This is a genomic window from Streptomyces sp. NPDC057697 (genome assembly GCF_042799335.1).
Classification (GTDB): domain Bacteria; phylum Actinomycetota; class Actinomycetes; order Streptomycetales; family Streptomycetaceae; genus Streptomyces.
This window is the reverse complement of record NZ_JBHVJA010000002.1, coordinates 1054997-1070200: the sequence shown is the minus strand read 5'-3', so window position 1 is coordinate 1070200 and position 15204 is coordinate 1054997. Positions and strand designations below refer to the sequence as shown.

Below are 15204 nucleotides of genomic sequence, written 5' to 3'. Positions count from 1 at the left end.
TCGGCTGATACGGGCTACGACCTGCGCTTCCCGGGGCCCCGGACCGCTGGTCCGCCGGAAAACCACATGAGCGATGTCAGGGGTGAACCGTAGGCTCGACCGTGATGCCCGAAAAACCTGTAGAGCCCAAGGACCGGTCCACCGTTCAGTCCCTGATGCGGCTGTGGCCTTATGTGAAGCCGGTGCGCAAGCGCCTGTTCGGCGCCGCCGTGGTCGCCATCGCCGCGTCCTGCGTCGGCCTGGTGATCCCCCTCGTGCTGAAGTGGATGGTCGACGGCCCGGTCGCGGACCGCGATCCCGGCGGGGTCTGGCTCGGCGCGCTGTATCTGCTGCTGCTGGGCATCGGCGAGGCGGCGCTGTTCGGGGTGCGGCGGTGGATGGTGGCGCGGCCGCTGGCCGGGGTCGAGGCGTCGATGCGGGCCGATCTGTACCGGCATCTGCAACGGCTGCCGGTGGCGTTCCACGACCGCTGGCCCTCGGGCCAGTTGCTCTCGCGGGCGACCACGGATCTGATGCTGCTGCGTCAGTTCCTGGCCTTCCCGCTGACGTTCCTGCTGGTCAACGGGGCGACGGTGCTGATCGGCTTTGTCATTTTGCTGATGCAGCAGTGGACGCTGGGGCTGGTGCTGCTCGCTCCGGCGGCACCGCTGATGGTCCTCTGCCTGGTCTTCGAGACGAAGTTCTCGGCCGTGGCGCGCCGGGCCCAGGACCAGGTCGGGGATCTGACGACGGTCGTCGAGGAGAGTGTGCTCGGCATCCGCATCATCAAGGGATTCGGCCGGCACCGGAGCCAGACCCTCGCCTTCCGTTCCCTCACGGAGCGGCTGCGCACCACGGAGCTGGCCAAGGCCCGCCTCCTCGCGGGCATCTGGGCGTCCATCACCCTCCTTCCCGAGCTGGCCATCGGTGCGGCGCTGGTGCTCGGTACGGTCCAGGTGGCGGACGGCGACCTCTCCGCGGGCACTCTGGTCGCCTTCCTCTCCACCGCGCTCGCGCTGCGCTGGCCGATCGAGTCGATCGGCTTCCTGCTGGCGATGAGCCAGGAGTCGGCGACGGCGACCCAGCGGTTCTTCGAGGTGATGGACGTGGCCGAGGAGGTGGACGCCCCCGGTCCCGACGAGCCGGTGCCCGCCGACGGACCGGTCCGGGGCGAAATGGTCTTCGAGGGCGTGGAGTTCCGCTATCCCGACGCCGAGCCGGACTCGGAGCCCGTGCTGGCCCGGATCGATCTGCGGATCCGGCCCGGCGAGACGATGGCCCTGGTCGGGGCCACGGGGTCCGGGAAGACGACGCTCACCGCCCTGGTGCCCCGGCTGCACGAGGCGACCGCGGGGCGGATCACGCTGGACGGCACGGACATCGCCGCGATGCCCCGGGAGCGGCTGCGCGAGCTGGTGGCGGTGGCCTTCGAGGAGCCGACGCTCTTCTCGGCGGCCGTCGGGGAGAACGTCCTGATGGGCGCGGAGGGCGCCGGGGAGGACGAGCTGCGGCGGGCGCTCGCCATCGCCCAGGCCGACTTCGCGCACGGGCTGCCCCAGGGCGTCGGCACCCAGGTCGGCGAGCAGGGGCTCAGCCTCTCCGGCGGGCAGCGGCAGCGTCTCGCGCTGGCCCGCGCCGTGGTCGGCCGGCCGCGCTTCCTGGTCCTGGACGATCCGCTCTCCGCGCTGGACGTGCACACGGAGGCGCTGGTGGAGGCCGCCCTGCGGCAGGTCCTGGCCGAGACCACGGCGATCGTGGTCGCGCACCGGCCGTCCACCGTGATGCTCGCGGACCGGGTGGCGCTGCTCTCGCGGGGCCGCATCGCCGCCGTGGGCACCCATCAGGAACTGCTGCGCAGCAGCGCCGAGTACGCCTGGCTGATGTCGGGCGCCGAGGACGCGCCCGGCGCACCCGCCGAGGGTGCCTTCCCCGATCTGTCCGCCGAGGACCTCCTCGCCGAGAAGGGCACCCGATGACCAGCACGACGACGGACACGGTCCCCGCCGACGACCCGCCCGGCACCGGCACGGCAGCGGCCCCGGCCACCGCCGGGGACGCGGCCTCCCCCACGGGCCCCGGATCCGCCGACGACCGGTTCGACCGGGACGACCTGCCCACGCCGCCCGGCGCGACCGGCACCCTGCTGAGGTCGCTGCTGCGGCCGATGAAGGCCCGGGTGGCGCTGATCGCGCTGCTGCTGCTGGTCCAACAGGCCGCGCTCCAGGCGGGACCGCTGCTGGTGGCGTACGCCATCGACAGCGGGGTGCCCGCGTTCCGGGACGCGGACTACGGGCCACTGATCGCGGTGGGGGTCGGGTACGCGCTCTGCTCGGTGGTGGGCGGGGCCATGCAGTACGCGTTCGTCCGGGCCGCCGCCCTGGTCAGCCAGGACGCGCTGCTCGATCTGCGCGGGCGGATCTTCCGTCACGCGCAGGCGCTGAGCGTCGACTTCCACGAGCGCTACACCTCCGGCCGGCTGATCTCCCGGTCCACCACGGACGTGGAGTCGCTGCGGGAACTGCTCGGCGAGGGGCTCCAGGAGCTGATCGGCGTCTTCCTGTCCTTCGTCTCCATCGCGCTGATGCTGCTCTGGCTGGACCTCGGTCTGGGCGCGGCGGCCGTGCTCTCCTTCGTCCCGCTGTATCTGCTGGTACGGCGCTTCCAGCGGCGGGCCGGGGTGCTCTACGGCGCACGGTCCTCGGCCATCGCCGCGGTCATCGTCAAGTTCGCGGAGACGATGAACGGCATCCGCCCCGTCCAGGCGTTCCGCCGCGAACCCGTGAACGACGCGCACTTCGAGGATCTCAACAACACGCACCGGTGGTCCAACGGCAGCGCGATGCTGGAGATGGCCCGCTATGTCGTCGGTTCCCGGCTGGTCGCCAACGCCGCGGTCGCCGGAATCGTGCTGTGGGGCGCGTACCGGGTGGCCTCGGGCACCCTGGCGCTCGGGGTGCTGGCCGCGGCCGTGCTCTATCTGCGCCGGCTGTACGACCCGATCGACCGCCTCGGCATGTTCCTCAACGCCTACCAGTCGGCCGCGGCCTCGCTGGGGAAGATCGCGGGCCTGCTGGCCCAGACCCCGTCCGTCCCGGAGACCCCCGACCCGCGCGAACTCCCGGCCCGCACGGGCGGGGCCCCGGGCCGCGAGGTGGTCTTCGACGCGGTGCGCTTCGCCTACCGCACGGGCGGCGAAGTGCTGCCCCGTTTCGACCTGACGATCCCGGCCGGTCAGACCGTCGCCGTGGTCGGGTCGACGGGCGCGGGCAAGTCGACGCTGGCCAAGCTGCTGGCCCGGTTCTACGACCCGACCGACGGCCGGGTGCTGCTCGACGGCACGGACCTGCGGGACCTGGCCGTGCCCGAGCTGCGGCGGGGCGTGGTGATGGTGACCCAGGAGGCGTTCCTGTTCTCCGGGACGGTCGCCGAGAACATCGCGATCGGCAACCCGGACGCGACGCGCGCCGAGATCGAGCGGGCCGCCAGGGCGATCGGCGCCCACGACTTCATCGCCGGTCTGCCGGACGGCTACGACACGGACGTACGCAAGCGGGGCGGCCGGATCTCGGCCGGTCAGCGCCAGCTGGTCGGCTTCGCCCGCGCCCTGCTCGCCGACCCGGCGGTACTGATCCTCGACGAGGCGACGAGTTCGCTGGACGTCCCCGGCGAACGGGCGGTGCAACGGGCCATGGACACGGTGCTGCACGGCCGCACCGCGGTGGTGATCGCCCACCGCCTCTCCACGGTGGAGATCGCGGACCGGGTCCTGGTGATGGAGCACGGCCGCATCGTGGAGGACGGCGCCCCGTCCGAACTCATCGCGGGCACGGGCCGCTTCGCGGGCCTGCACCGGGCGTGGCGGGAGAGCCTGACGTGAGACCGGGCGGGGGTGCCGGCGCGGTCCTCGGCCGCTTGCTCCCGCCCGGCTGATTCGGTACGTACGGTCACATCACGACCGGGCGGGCGCGGACGCATCGCGGTCCGGCGCCGTCCGGCGCGGCGCGGTGAGCGGGGTGTCGGGGTCGTTCCTCACGGAACGGCCTCCGGCACCCCGTCCGCGTTCCCGGCCTGGCCTTCCGCCGGGGCCCGTTCAGAGGCGGGTGGCGGGAAGCGGTTCCACATCGAACGGGCGAGGCCCGGAGATGGAGGTGCATCGATCGCGCACCAGCACGAGCGCTGTGCGGAGGTCCGCGCCGAGGTAGTGCAGGGAGCCGAGACCGCGTGACTCCCAGACGGGGAACTCCCCGTCCGTGTCGCGGGCCGCGCTGTTCCACAGCAGGGCATCGCCGTTCTCGCTCCATGCGAAGACTTCCAGGGTGGCGGTCAGGGACCAGTCGCCGTCCGGTTTCACCATCCAGTCGTACGCTTCGCTCTCTCCGTCTCGAAAGCTCGCGCGGAAGCGCCTCGTGAGCTGGGCGCCGCGACCGTGCAGGCCGTCGGCGTATCCCGGGCGGACCGGCGGGTAGAACAGCCACAGCCCGAAGGTGCGCCCCCATCCCGCGTGGCGGACGAACGCGCGGTAGGAAGCGGGGAACCCCTCACCGTCGGCGAAGCGGTATCCGTCGAGGGAGTCGAAGTCGATGTGTTCGGTCGTCGGTGAGTCCCGCAGACGCAACTCGGCCATCGCATCACTGGTCATGCCGTGCATGCTAGTGGCGCTTGGCCGTGTGTGGTCTCCACCGACGTGTGACCAGGCGCTACCGGGCGGTGAGGGTCCGGTGGAGCGGGCTTCGCGGGGCCTTGGAAATGATCTTGGGCGGAGTTCGTGCGGACTTGGTGAGGCCGTGCCTCCGGATGCAACCGGTGCGTCTTGAAAGATCATCCTGCTTCTCAGTTGTCTCTCAAGGTTTTTTGATGGGGAAGAAGGAAGTCCATGCGCACACGTGCCCGTACCCGCATAGCCGCTGCCGGCGCGCTCGCCGTACTGTCCGCGCTCGCGCTCACCGGCTGCAACGGCGACGACGAGGCTGACGCCGCCGCCGGTTCGTCGGCCTCGACCGCGGCTTCGCCCGGGGCGTCGTCCGGGGCGTCGTCCGGGGGCGGTTCGAACAGTGGCGGCAGCTCGAACGGGGGCGGCAGCTCGTCCGGTGGCAGCTCGTCCGGTGGCGACGCCACCGCGGCTTGCACCACCCGGAACACCTCGGCGCAGTTCCGCCAGAGCGCGAACCACGCCACCGAATCGCAGGCGGCCGCCGGTTCGCTCAGGATCACCAACTCCTCCGGCTCCGCCTGCACCATCGTCGGTCCCACGGTCGTGACCGTCACCGATGAGGCGAAGGGCAGCGGGCCGGTCTCCGCGGACAACTCCGAGGGAGGTTCGGACGCGGTCGACATCCCGGCGGGCGGCACGGCGACGGCCGACGTGATGTACAACGACGTGAACACCGAGGGCACCGCGCGCCTCTCCTGCCGGACGGAATCGCCCACGGTCGAGGTCGCGCTGCCGAAGGACGCGGGCACCACGGTGAACGTGCTGAAGGCGGACGGCTCGCCGGGCGGTGTCTTCAGCCTCTGCGCCGACTCCTTCAAGCTCGGCGCCTTCTCGGTCGGCTAGGCCCTGTCTTCCCTGTGACGGTGGGCGGTGGCGGCGAGCACGGTCGTGGGAGCGCCGGCGGGTCGGCCGGTGGACCTGGCGTCCGGGTTCGGCCGGGCCGGGAGGGGCGAGGCCGGAGGATCGGTGTCCGCTTGCCCGTCTTCCCAGCATCCTGCTCCTGGCCCCGCGGGACGGTGAGGCCGGCACGCGACCACACGGCCCCAAGCACGACCCGGGCTTCTCGTACGGATCGTGCCGGGCACGCGTGCCTCGGCCCCGGCCCGAACCGCCCCCGCCCCCGCCCCGACCCGGCCCGACCCGGGCGAAAGGCCCCCGCCGACCCCGCAGGGCAACTACGCCTGGGCGGCGAGCGGAACGGGGTGGGCCGGGAGCCGCCAGTCGCCGCCGCGGTCCTCCTTCGAGAACCGCGCCACCAGGCCGGGGACGCGGAAGAAGCAGGCCAGCGCGGTGGCCCTCTGGAAGGCGCTGATCGCGTACTGGTTCATGGGCATGCCCACACGCAGCAGACGGGGGTTCACCCCGGCCTGGATCTCGTCGACGAAGGGCCGCAGGACCCGGTCGTAGTGTGCCAGTGCGGTGGGCAGGTCGTCGGCGTGCCGGTTGATCTCACCGGCCAGCACGTACGCGCCGACCAAGCCGCCGGAGATGCCCATGCCGCTGTACGGAGAGGCGCAGTGCGCGGCGTCTCCGGCCAGGACCACGCGGCCCTGGTACCAGGTGTCGGTACGCACCTGGACGACCTCCTGGGAGTAGAAGAACGGGCTCGTCCTCATGCCTTCGACGAAGCGCCCGGTCTGCCAGCCGGCGTCCCGGAAACGGTCGGCCCAGAACTCCTGCTGCCGCTCGACGGGAGCGCGATGGATCGCGGAGGCTTCCGCCGACTCCTCGCGCAGCACGAAGTACACCTGGGTCTCGGTCGCGTTGTGGCTGCGGCGCATGATCTGGCGACCGCCCGGGACCATGCAGGTGTCGCGGATGTTGCTGTCGGAGGCGATGCGCGGGACGAACCAGTAGGCCATGTGGATACCGAGACGGCGATACGGGTCGGCCCCCGGCGGCAGCAGCGCCCGCCGCAGGCGTGAGCCCTGCCCGTCCGCGCCGACCAGCAGGTCGTACCGGCCGGAGCTCCCGTCCGAGAAATGGGCGGTGACCTGGTGCTCGTCCTGGTCGAAGCCGTCGACGCCGTTTCCGAAGACGTACGCGGTGTCGTCCTTGGTCGCGTCGTGGAGGATGCGGACCAGGTCGCCGCGCATGATCTCGTACTCCGAGGTGAGGGTCTGGCGGCCCCTGCCGGAGGTGTTCGCCATGATCGTCGCCTTCGGGTTCCCCCGGGCGTCGACGAACGCGACGCCCGCCTCGTCCACCAGCCGACCGCGCACGGCGTCCAGCAGTCCCATGCGGTCGACCGCCTCGATGCCCTGTCCGCGCAGGTCGACCTGTGCGCCCGAGGCGCGCAGCGCCGGGAAGCGCTCCGCGACCGTCACCCGGTGACCACCACGGGCGAGCCAGAAGGCCACCGCCTGCCCGGCGACACCGGCACCGGCGACGAGGACCCGCAGAGAACGCTTCGTGCTCCCGTCCGTCATGACGGCCTCCAAAATCTATCGGTGATTGATTCCTTTGCAGAGTCTTCTATCACCGATAGATTGTCAATGTGACCAAGATGAACCGTGAGACCGTCGTCACCGAGGCGCTGGCTCTGCTCGACGAAGTGGGGCTGGACACCGTCAGCACCAGACGGCTGGCCAAGCGCCTGGGCGTCGAACAGCCCTCGCTCTACTACCACTTCCGGACCAAGAAGGACCTCTTGGCGGCCATGGCGGAGGCCGCCATGGCCCCTCACGCCGCCGCGCCGCTCCCGTCGCCCGCGGACGACTGGCGCGAATGGTTCCTGGAGAACTCGCGCAGCTTCCGGCGGACCCTGCTGCAACGCCGTGACGGCGCGCGCCTCCACGCCGGCAGCACCCCGACCGGCGACCTCGACCGGATCCGGCGCAAGATGGCCTTCCTCGTCGGTTCCGGCGTTCCGGAGAAGGAGGCGCAGATGGCGATGCTGGCCGCCGGCCGGTACACGGTCGGCTGCGTGCTGGAGGAGCAGGCGGAGACAGGTCCGGGGAAGGACCTTCCGGCCGACGTCCCGGCCCTCGACCACGAAGCGGCGTTCGAGGCGGGCCTCGCCCTCATCCTGGGCGGCCTCATCCGGCACACCGCCGCAACCGGCTGCACGGACCACCCGGAACGCGAACGCTGACCCCGCCGGAGCCCCAGGACGCCGCCGCGCCCACGCGGTGGCCCCGGCTGTCGGGCCGAGCCGCGAGGCGAACCGTCTATCTCCGGTGCCAGACCAGCGTGTAGCGCCAGAACAGCCGCCGACGCAGCCGCGCGCCGGGGAGCGCCTGGCGGGCATCGCGAACGATGTCCGCGAAGGTCATGGCCGCCGGCCGGGTCTGCGCGGTCATCGAGACCGGTCGTGGTGCCTTGCGGCCCTTGTTCTTGATCCAGCCCATGGCGACGTTCGAGGGAATGGCGACCGCATCGATCAGCAAGTCGCTCCGGGACCGCGGCCGGTAGAGCCCGACGACGACCAGGGTTCCGCCGGGTGCCAGGTGCTGCCGGAGGCGGGTGAGGGCGTCACCGAAGTGCATGTGGTGGAGGGTGGCGACACAGGTGATGACGTCGTAGGGGCCGGGCGGCACCTGCTCCCGCACATCTCCGACGAAGAAGGTCACCGGGGCCGCCGGGGCCGTGAGTTCCCGCGCGCGAGCGACGATGGCGGGGTCCACGTCGATACCGTGCACCGCCCCGGCCCGTGAGGCCAGGAGCCTGGCGAGGTCACCGCTGCCCGACCCGACGTCCAGCGCACTCTCGACGCGCCTGGGGAGCTGCCGCAGAATCCACCGGTGGTAGCGGGCGTTGTGGTCCCAGGGGTGGGTGGCGTGGAACTGCTCAAGTGCGCGCGCGACGCGGGAGAGCGGTGTCGTCATGACGTGAGCCGACCAGAGCCTCAGTCGCCCGCACCGAACTCGCCGGCCTTGACGCCCGCCACGAAGGAGGCGAACGAGGCGGCGGAGGCGCGCAGCACCGGGCCGCCCGGGTTCTTGGAGTCACGGACGGGGACCACGCCGAACGAGCCGACGAGGTTGGCGGCGACCTCGATGCACTGGCCGCCGTTGCCGCTGTAGGAGGACGTGAACCAACGGAGGGACTCGGTAGTCACGGGGTGCCCTTTCGTTGCCGCCGACAGGGAAACAGGAAGTACGTTTCGCGTGCCAGATGCCCCGTACCAACGCGGCAAAACAGCGACGTCCTACGAACGCCCGAAGCCCCGCCACGCCCTCGGCGGTTCACCAGGGGCATGGCGGGGCTCTCGTTGCGTCCGGGACCAGTGCTCGATGGGCCCTGACGGTCAGACGGCGCCGAACTCTCCAGCCTTGACGCCCGCCACGAACGAAGCGAACGACGCGGCGGAGGCACGCAGCACCGGGCCGCCCGGGTTCTTCGAGTCACGGACGGGGACCACGCCGAACGAGCCGACGAGGTTGGCGGCGACCTCGATGCACTGGCCGCCGTTCTCGCTGAATGAGGACTTGAACCAACGGGGGGACTCGGTCGTCACGGGGTGCCCTCTCGTTGCCGCCGATGGGAAAGCAGAAAGTGCGTATCGCGTGCCAGATGCCCCGTACCAACGCGGCAAAACAGCGACGGCCCACGAATGCCCGAAGCCCCGCCACGCCCTCGGCGGTTCACCAGGGGCGTGGCGGGGCTCTCGTTGCGTCCGGGACCAGTGCTCGATGGGCCCTGACGGTCAGACGGCGCCGAACTCGCCGGCCTTGACGCCCGCCACGAACGAAGCGAACGAGGTGGCGGAGGCGCGCAGCACCGGGCCGCCCGGGTTCTTGGAGTCACGGACGGGGACCACGCCGAACGAGCCGACGAGGTTGGCGGCGACCTCGATGCACTGGCCGCCGTTGCCGCTGTAGGAGGACGTGAACCAACGGAGGGACTCGGTAGTCACGGGGTGCCCTTTCGTTGCCGCCGACAGGGAAACAGGAAGTACGTTTCGCGTGCCAGATGCCCCGTACCAACGCGGCAAAACAGCGACGTCCTACGAACGCCCGAAGCCCCGCCACGCCCTCGGCGGTTCACCAGGGGCATGGCGGGGCTCTCGTTGCGTCCGGGACCAGTGCTCGATGGGCCCTGACGGTCAGACGGCGCCGAACTCTCCAGCCTTGACGCCCGCCACGAACGAAGCGAACGACGCGGCGGAGGCACGCAGCACCGGGCCGCCCGGGTTCTTCGAGTCGCGGACGGGAACCACGCCGAGCGATCCGACGAGGTTGGCAGCGACCTCGATGCACTGGCCGCCGTTGCTGCTGTAGGAGGACTTGAACCAACGGGGGGATTCGGTGGTCACGGGGTGCCCTTTCGTACCTGCTCGATCACGGCTACGGATGCCGCTTGGGACAGCGCTTCGGCCTGCATCTGATGGTAGGCCGTTACCAGCGGCTGCACGAACCTCATATCGCGCTCCAGGCAGCCCTGTTGCGCCGACTCGGTGTACGCGATCTGAGACCGGTCGGTAAGGGTCAGTAGCGTCACGGGCAGGTCGAATGCCCTGCGCTCCCCAAGGTCGAACGGAGCCACCTGGACGACGGTTGATGGCAGCTCGGCGAGCGCGATGAGCCTGTCGAGCTGTTCCGCCATGACTCCGGGGCCGCCCACAGGACGCCTGATGCAGCTCTCGTCGAGGACGACGTACATCAGCGGCGGTGGAGTTCTCTGCAAGGATTCCTGCCTTCGAGCGAGGAGCGACAGGCGTTCCTCCGCCTGCTGCTCCGTGATCGCTCCACGCCGTACGGCACCCGTGGTGATGGCTGCGGCGTACTCCGGTGTCTGAAGCAGGCCCGGAATGATGCCCAGCTCGAAAAGCCTGATCTCCGCCGCGCGTACCTCGTGCGCCACGAACTCCGGGAACCCTTCGAGTATCGCGGTGTTCCAGACGGCCCGCCCCTGCCGTTCGAGTCGATCACCCGTACCGAACGCCTTGTCAGCACTTGCAGCAAAGCGGGGAGTTGGGGGCCGTCGACCAGTTTCGACGGCAGAAATATGGGTGCCGGAGCACCCCATACGGGATGCCAGCTCATCCTGCGTCCAGCCTCGCTCGTCACGTAACTGGCGCAGACGCTGCCCGAAGCGGGCAACGGGCGATTTTTCGGGGTCCAGCTCCTTGCGGTTCACCATCCGGGAGTCCCCTCTCTCCGCTCAAACGGCGCATGTTGAAGACCCCCCGACTCTAAGCCACGCTGATCCCCCTTGGTAGCGGAACCGTTACGGAGAGGAGTGGCCCATGTCCGTGGAAGACAGCCCCCCGAACGAGCAGAGCACCCCGCAAGTACCCGATCGTGGAACGCTGTTGGTGGATACCAGCCGTCGTGACCAGGTCGGGGAGTTCCGGGGGACGACGGGCCCGTACTGGTCGTTGCGGCCGGTCTGCGGGGGTGCGGAGTGGGAGGTCGAGCCCGGGGACGTGCGGGAGCCGAGTCCCATAGAGCGGTTGCGGGCCGAGAACGCGCGGTGCAACGCCCGCAGCGCGGGGCGGATCCTGTGACCGGCGAGGCGAACGGGGCGCCCGAGCAGGCGGGTTACCTGTGCGAGGCGGTCGCGGAAGGGCTCGTGTGCGGCGCCGACGAGACGGCCCGGCACGTCCTGGGCACCTTCCGGACCGTCTCCCCCGTCCTCGCCCTGCGATGGATCGGTGGTCAGGCCCTGTGGATCGTGGACCGGCTCGGCCTCGACCCGCGCCTCGGCCGCGCGGCGGAACTCCTCGCCTGGTACGAGGACCGCGAGAGCCAGCGCGCCACCCACGCCCACCTCAAGGGCGGCGCCGAGCTGCTCGTCGTGCTCCCGTACGCGGACTGCACGTACACGCTCTCCGTGCGGCCCGCATCGGCACCCGTCGCCTGATCGGTGCCGTCCGCCCCCCCCCGTCCGCCCCACCCGGCGCGCGCGACCGGGGCGGAGCTGGTCTGCTGGTCCGGGGGGCCGTCCGACCCGTACCCCGGAGAGATCCAGATGAGCGTCCCCAGCTCCTACCGCGCCGCGCAGACCGCCGCAGCGGGCGGCCCCTTCGAGATCGTCGAGCGCGCGGTGGCGCGGCCGGCACCGGGGCAGGTCAGGGTGGCCGTGGACGCCTGCGGGATCTGCCACAGCGACGCGCTCTTCGTGGACGCCATGGTGCCGGGCGTACGGTTCCCGGTGGTCCCGGGGCATGAGATCGCGGGCCGGATCGCGGAGCTGGGTGACGGCACACAGGGCGTCTGGCAGGTGGGCGACCGGGTGGCGGTGGGGTGGTTCGGCGGCAGCTGCGGCCACTGCACACCGTGCCGGCGGGGCGACTTCGTGGTCTGCGTGAATCTGAAGGTGCCCGGGTGGGCGTACGACGGTGGCTACGCCGAGAGCGTGACCGTCCCGGCGGACGCCCTGGCCCGGATTCCCGACGCGCTGGACGCGGTCGACGCGGCACCGATCGGTTGCGCGGGCGTGACCACGTACAACGGGCTGAGGCGCAGCGCCGCACGGCCCGGGGATCTGGTCGCGGTGCTCGGCATCGGCGGCCTCGGCCACCTGGGCGTGCAGTACGCCGCCGCGATGGGTTTCGAGACGGTGGCGATCGCCCGGGGCGCGGCCAAGGCCGACTTCGCGAGGGAGCTGGGCGCGCACCACTACATCGACAGCACGGCGGACACCACCGTGGCCGACGCGCTCCAGGCGCTGGGCGGCGCCCGGGTCGTCCTGGCCACCGCCGCCAACTCCGCGGCCATCACGGCGACCGTGGACGGGCTGGCGCCGCGCGGTGAGCTGGTGGTCATCGGCGCGGACCCGGAGCCGCTGGGGATCAGCCCGAACCAGCTGCTGATGTCGGGCAAGGTCGTCCGGGGGCACCCGTCCGGCACGGCGCAGGACGTCGAGGACACCCTGGCGTTCAGCGCCCTGCACAAAATCCGTCCGATGACCGAGCCCGTGCCGCTGGACGACGCCGAGGCCGCCTACCAGAAGATGATGTCCGGCGCGGCCCGCTTCCGGATGGTGCTCACCACCGGCTGACCCCGCCCCCTGCTCCCGCCCGATCCCGACGCAGGACCCTGACTCGCGCCCGCCCGGACCGCCGTGAACGGTGGTCCGGGCGGGCGTCTGCTCTTGGCATGGGCACCTTGGCCCGCCAACGGTAGGAAATCAGCCACATCCCAACACCATCTCGGCCAGCGTCGAACAGCCGCTCACGCGACCGCTGTTCGAACACGAAGGCTCGGGGCCCGGCCTCGGTACTCTCTTCGGATTCCGGGCGCGGACGACCCCTTACAACATCACGGTAATGATCCGTGAAACGTCCGCTTAACGAACATGACCTTTCCGGCAACGGACGAGTTCCGGCCAAGTTGTTGACGCGGTCCTGACAGGAACAGCTCCCGGCTGACACTCTTCACCCCGTTCTGCGCACTTCCTTGCACACCCCGGACGGCTCACCGGGCCGCCGGTACCCCCCTCGCAGAAGGAGTTCGCGTGAGATCCACGCCCAGCCGTCGTGCCACCGCGACCGGCGCTCTGATAGCCGCAGCAGCCCTCCTCGCCGTCGGCGTCCAGACCGGAACGGCCACTGCCACCCCCAGCAGCGCCACCGCGGCGAACGCGGCGACGGCCGGCGCCGACCACGGTGCCCTGGCCAAGCAGCTCTCTCCGTCCCAGCGCGCCGAACTGATCCGACAGGCCGACGCCGGCAAGGCGGCGACGGCCAAGGACCTCGGTCTCGGCTCGCAGGAGAAGCTTGTCGTCAAGGACGTCATCCAGGACAACGACGGCACCACGCACACGCGTTACGAGCGCACCTTCGCCGGACTCCCGGTGCTCGGTGGCGACCTGGTCGTCCAGGAGACCAAGGCCGGCACCACGCAGAGCGTCACCAAGGCCTCCAAGGTCTCCAGCGCCCAGCTGAAGACCGTGGACCTGAAGGCGGACGTCGCGCCCGCCAAGGCCGAGAAGCAGGCACTCGGCCTCGCCAAGGCCGACGGGTCCAAGAGGACCGAGGCCGACCGGGCGCCCCGCAAGGTCGTCTGGATGGCGCAGGGCAAGCCGCAGCTCGCCTACGAGACCGTCGTCGGCGGCCTCCAGGAGGACGGCACCCCGAACCAGCTGCACGTCATCACCGACGCCACCACCGGCGCGAAGCTGTACGAGTGGCAGGGCATCGAGAACGGCGTCGGCAACACCGAGTACAGCGGCCAGGTGACCCTCGGCACCGCCCCGTCGTACACGCTGACGGACACGGGCCGCGGCAACCACAAGACGTACAACCTGAACCACGGCAGCTCCGGCACCGGCACGCTGTTCACCAACTCCACCGACGTGTGGGGCAACGGCAGCCCGTCGAACGCCGAGACGGCGGCCGCGGACGCCCACTACGGCGCGGCCGAGACCTGGGACTACTACAAGAACGTGCACGGCCGCACCGGTATCCGGGGCGACGGCGTCGGCGCGTACTCCCGCGTCCACTACGGCAACAGCTACGTCAACGCCTTCTGGGACGACAGCTGCTTCTGCATGACGTACGGCGACGGCAGCGGCAACGCGAACCCGCTGACCGCCCTCGACGTGGCCGCGCACGAGATGACGCACGGTGTCACCTCGGCCACCGCCGACCTGGTCTACAGCGGTGAGTCCGGTGGCCTCAACGAGGCGACCAGCGACATCTTCGCCACCGCGGTCGAGTTCTACGCCAACAACGCCAGCGACCCGGGCGACTACCTCATCGGCGAGAAGATCGACATCAACGGTGACGGCACCCCGCTGCGTTACCAGGACAAGCCGAGCAAGGACGGCGCGTCCAAGGACTCCTGGTACTCCGGCATCGGCAACGTCGACGTCCACTACTCCTCGGGCCCGGCGAACCACTTCTTCTACCTGCTCTCCGAGGGCAGCGGCGCCAAGGTCATCAACGGCGTCTCCTACAACTCGCCGACCTCCGACGGTCTGCCGGTGACCGGCATCGGCCGGGACAAGGCCGCGCTGATCTGGTTCAAGGCGCTCACCACCAAGTTCACCTCCACCACCAACTACGCGTCGGCCCGTACCGGCACCCTCGCCGCCGCCGGTGAGCTGTACGGCACGACCAGCGCCGAGTACAAGTCCGTCGCGGACGCCTGGGCCGGCATCAACGTCGGCACCCGCCCCGGCGGCGGCACCGACCCCGGTGGCAAGGTCTTCGAGAACACCACCGGTGTGGCCATCCCGGACCGCGGTGCGGCCGTCACCAGCTCGGTCAACGTCACCGGTGTCACCGGCAACGCGCCCAGCGCCCTCAAGGTCGACGTGGACATCACCCACACCTACCGCGGTGACCTGGTCGTCGACCTGGTCGCCCCGAGCGGCACCACGTACCGGCTGAAGAACTCCTCGGCGGGCGACCCGGCGGACGACGTGCGCGGCACGTACACCGTCAACGCCTCCTCCGAGACGGCCAACGGCACCTGGAAGCTCAAGGTCCAGGACGTGTACTCGGGTGACACGGGGCGGATCAACAGCTTCAAGCTCACCTTCTGAACCCCCACCGGTCATGCACCGGTGACCACCGCCCGGCAGGAGCTCACGCCCCTGCCGGGCGGTTCCGCGTGGGGGGC

At 70.9% G+C, this 15204-nt stretch carries 16 protein-coding genes; 8 read left to right on the top strand and 8 right to left on the bottom strand.

Features of this window, described 5'->3' with window-relative positions:
• Positions 1-104 precede the first annotated feature (104 nt).
• Both ACFVFH_RS09715 and ACFVFH_RS09710 read left to right on the top strand, forming a co-directional pair.
• Positions 105-1955 (top strand): ABC transporter ATP-binding protein, encoded by a 1851-nt coding sequence (locus tag ACFVFH_RS09715; protein WP_383765494.1) that lies wholly within the window; start codon positions 105-107, stop codon positions 1953-1955.
• Complete coding sequence (locus tag ACFVFH_RS09710) at positions 1952-3856, top strand: ABC transporter ATP-binding protein (RefSeq protein WP_383765492.1); 1905 nt, start codon at positions 1952-1954, stop codon at positions 3854-3856. The genes ACFVFH_RS09715 and ACFVFH_RS09710 overlap by 4 nt, the downstream gene beginning before the upstream one ends.
• A 213-nt stretch (positions 3857-4069) precedes the next feature.
• Here the strand turns inward: ACFVFH_RS09710 and ACFVFH_RS09705 are convergent, their stop codons facing one another.
• Positions 4070-4618, bottom strand: coding sequence for a hypothetical protein (locus tag ACFVFH_RS09705; protein ID WP_383765491.1), 549 nt, complete (start codon positions 4616-4618; stop codon positions 4070-4072).
• Between the two features lie 234 nt (positions 4619-4852).
• Here ACFVFH_RS09705 and ACFVFH_RS09700 point away from each other — a divergent pair, with 234 nt between their 5' ends.
• Positions 4853-5533 (top strand): DUF4232 domain-containing protein, encoded by a 681-nt coding sequence (locus ACFVFH_RS09700; RefSeq protein ID WP_383765489.1) that lies wholly within the window; start codon positions 4853-4855, stop codon positions 5531-5533.
• A 332-nt stretch (positions 5534-5865) separates the two neighbouring features.
• Here the strand turns inward: ACFVFH_RS09700 and ACFVFH_RS09695 are convergent, their stop codons facing one another.
• Positions 5866-7119, bottom strand: a complete 1254-nt coding sequence (locus tag ACFVFH_RS09695; RefSeq protein ID WP_383765488.1) for an FAD-dependent monooxygenase — start codon at positions 7117-7119, stop codon at positions 5866-5868.
• 77 nt (positions 7120-7196) lie between these two features.
• On the opposite strand from ACFVFH_RS09695, the gene ACFVFH_RS09690 reads away from it, so the two are divergent.
• Positions 7197-7784 (top strand): TetR/AcrR family transcriptional regulator C-terminal domain-containing protein, encoded by a 588-nt coding sequence (locus ACFVFH_RS09690; RefSeq protein WP_383765609.1) that lies wholly within the window; start codon positions 7197-7199, stop codon positions 7782-7784.
• Positions 7785-7860: 76 nt separating this feature from the next.
• Here ACFVFH_RS09690 and ACFVFH_RS09685 read toward each other — a convergent pair whose 3' ends face one another.
• From ACFVFH_RS09685 to ACFVFH_RS09660, 6 genes are all read right to left on the bottom strand, one after another.
• Positions 7861-8517 (bottom strand): class I SAM-dependent methyltransferase, encoded by a 657-nt coding sequence (locus ACFVFH_RS09685; RefSeq protein ID WP_383765486.1) that lies wholly within the window; start codon positions 8515-8517, stop codon positions 7861-7863.
• A 20-nt stretch (positions 8518-8537) separates the two neighbouring features.
• Entirely contained in the window at positions 8538-8750 is a 213-nt protein-coding gene (locus ACFVFH_RS09680; RefSeq protein ID WP_383765485.1) for a DUF397 domain-containing protein, read from the bottom strand.
• Positions 8751-8939: 189 nt separating this feature from the next.
• On the bottom strand, positions 8940-9149 hold the full coding sequence (locus tag ACFVFH_RS09675; protein ID WP_383765483.1) for a DUF397 domain-containing protein: 210 nt from the start codon (positions 9147-9149) through the stop codon (positions 8940-8942).
• Positions 9150-9338: 189 nt separating this feature from the next.
• On the bottom strand, positions 9339-9548 hold the full coding sequence (locus ACFVFH_RS09670) for a DUF397 domain-containing protein (protein ID WP_383765481.1): 210 nt from the start codon (positions 9546-9548) through the stop codon (positions 9339-9341).
• A gap of 189 nt (positions 9549-9737) precedes the next feature.
• Positions 9738-9947: a DUF397 domain-containing protein gene (locus ACFVFH_RS09665; protein ID WP_383765479.1), complete on the bottom strand. Its 210-nt coding sequence runs from the start codon at positions 9945-9947 to the stop codon at positions 9738-9740.
• Entirely contained in the window at positions 9944-10774 is an 831-nt protein-coding gene (locus ACFVFH_RS09660) for a Scr1 family TA system antitoxin-like transcriptional regulator (protein WP_383765476.1), read from the bottom strand. The genes ACFVFH_RS09665 and ACFVFH_RS09660 overlap by 4 nt, the downstream gene beginning before the upstream one ends.
• 106 nt (positions 10775-10880) lie before the next feature.
• On the opposite strand from ACFVFH_RS09660, the gene ACFVFH_RS09655 reads away from it, so the two are divergent.
• From ACFVFH_RS09655 to ACFVFH_RS09640, 4 genes are all read left to right on the top strand, one after another.
• Entirely contained in the window at positions 10881-11141 is a 261-nt protein-coding gene (locus ACFVFH_RS09655; RefSeq protein ID WP_383765474.1) for a hypothetical protein, read from the top strand.
• Positions 11138-11497 (top strand): hypothetical protein, encoded by a 360-nt coding sequence (locus ACFVFH_RS09650; protein ID WP_383765472.1) that lies wholly within the window; start codon positions 11138-11140, stop codon positions 11495-11497. The genes ACFVFH_RS09655 and ACFVFH_RS09650 overlap by 4 nt, the downstream gene beginning before the upstream one ends.
• 108 nt (positions 11498-11605) lie before the next feature.
• Positions 11606-12637, top strand: a complete 1032-nt coding sequence (locus ACFVFH_RS09645) for an alcohol dehydrogenase (RefSeq protein ID WP_383765470.1) — start codon at positions 11606-11608, stop codon at positions 12635-12637.
• 456 nt (positions 12638-13093) lie between these two features.
• Positions 13094-15127, top strand: a complete 2034-nt coding sequence (locus ACFVFH_RS09640) for a M4 family metallopeptidase (RefSeq protein ID WP_383765468.1) — start codon at positions 13094-13096, stop codon at positions 15125-15127.
• Positions 15128-15204 lie beyond the last annotated feature (77 nt).

What these genes read in the sequence shown, in the direction of transcription:
- ACFVFH_RS09660 (WP_383765476.1), bottom strand. Translation starts at nt 10,774, where the DNA reads ATGGTGAACCGCAAGGAGCTGGACCCCGAAAAATCGCCCGTTGCCCGC.
- ACFVFH_RS09690 (WP_383765609.1), top strand. Translation starts at nt 7,197, where the DNA reads ATGAACCGTGAGACCGTCGTCACCGAGGCGCTGGCTCTGCTCGACGAA.
- ACFVFH_RS09700 (WP_383765489.1), top strand. Translation starts at nt 4,853, where the DNA reads ATGCGCACACGTGCCCGTACCCGCATAGCCGCTGCCGGCGCGCTCGCC.
- ACFVFH_RS09710 (WP_383765492.1), top strand. Translation starts at nt 1,952, where the DNA reads ATGACCAGCACGACGACGGACACGGTCCCCGCCGACGACCCGCCCGGC.
- ACFVFH_RS09685 (WP_383765486.1), bottom strand. Translation starts at nt 8,517, where the DNA reads ATGACGACACCGCTCTCCCGCGTCGCGCGCGCACTTGAGCAGTTCCAC.
- ACFVFH_RS09705 (WP_383765491.1), bottom strand. Translation starts at nt 4,618, where the DNA reads ATGACCAGTGATGCGATGGCCGAGTTGCGTCTGCGGGACTCACCGACG.
- ACFVFH_RS09715 (WP_383765494.1), top strand. Translation starts at nt 105, where the DNA reads ATGCCCGAAAAACCTGTAGAGCCCAAGGACCGGTCCACCGTTCAGTCC.
- ACFVFH_RS09655 (WP_383765474.1), top strand. Translation starts at nt 10,881, where the DNA reads ATGTCCGTGGAAGACAGCCCCCCGAACGAGCAGAGCACCCCGCAAGTA.
- ACFVFH_RS09645 (WP_383765470.1), top strand. Translation starts at nt 11,606, where the DNA reads ATGAGCGTCCCCAGCTCCTACCGCGCCGCGCAGACCGCCGCAGCGGGC.
- ACFVFH_RS09695 (WP_383765488.1), bottom strand. Translation starts at nt 7,119, where the DNA reads ATGACGGACGGGAGCACGAAGCGTTCTCTGCGGGTCCTCGTCGCCGGT.